General features: G+C 71.3%; 1 protein-coding gene. It reads right to left on the bottom strand.

Annotated elements, in window-relative coordinates; all coding sequences use genetic code 11:
- A partial coding sequence (locus HUK84_RS21940) for a polyphenol oxidase family protein (RefSeq protein WP_176642011.1) occupies positions 1–428 on the bottom strand: 428 nt, incomplete at its 3' end.
- Between the last annotated feature and the right edge of the window lie 189 nt (positions 429–617).

Below are 617 nucleotides of genomic sequence, written 5' to 3'. Positions count from 1 at the left end.
AGCACGCCCCCCACCGCGCCGCGCCAGCCGGCATGGGCCGCGCCGACCACACCGCCATCCTCGGCCGCGAACAATACCGGTCCGCAATCAGCGGTGATCACCCCCAGCGCCACCCCCGGCCGGTCGGTGACCAGCGCGTCGGCCTGCGGCGCGGCGCCAGCCTCCCATGGACTGGTCACGACCGCCACGCCGTCGCCATGCACCTGGGTCACGCCCAGCAGGCATTCCGGGCGCACCCCCATGACGGTCGCGACCCGGCGGCGATTTTCGGCCAGCGCCTGGGGCGTATCACCCGAACGGGTGGAACAGTTCAGGCTTTCGTAAGGGCCCTGCGATACGCCCCCAAGTCGGGTGAAGAACCCGTGCGGTACATCATCCAGCAAGGCGTGACGCAGGACGGCCTCGGGCGGAATCGCGTCCGTCCCCATCGGGCCCGATCCCCCGGCGTGATCCTGCCTGTCCTTATTCATGCGCCTGAAATCCCGGTGGTGCCGGCAGTCCGGGCGATGTCAGGGCCAGCACCTTGAACAGGCGCCCCATCCTGTCCGGCGCGGCCAAGCGCTGCGCGGCGTCGCGAATGGCATGCGCCTCGGCGGCCGCGCGGCCGCGTGCCAATT

The sequence above is a fragment of the Nguyenibacter vanlangensis genome (genome assembly GCF_013376155.1).
GTDB classification, from domain to species: Bacteria; Pseudomonadota; Alphaproteobacteria; order Acetobacterales; family Acetobacteraceae; genus Gluconacetobacter; species Gluconacetobacter vanlangensis.
Note: the sequence above shows the minus strand (reverse complement) of the source record. Positions and strands in the feature narration are given on the sequence as shown.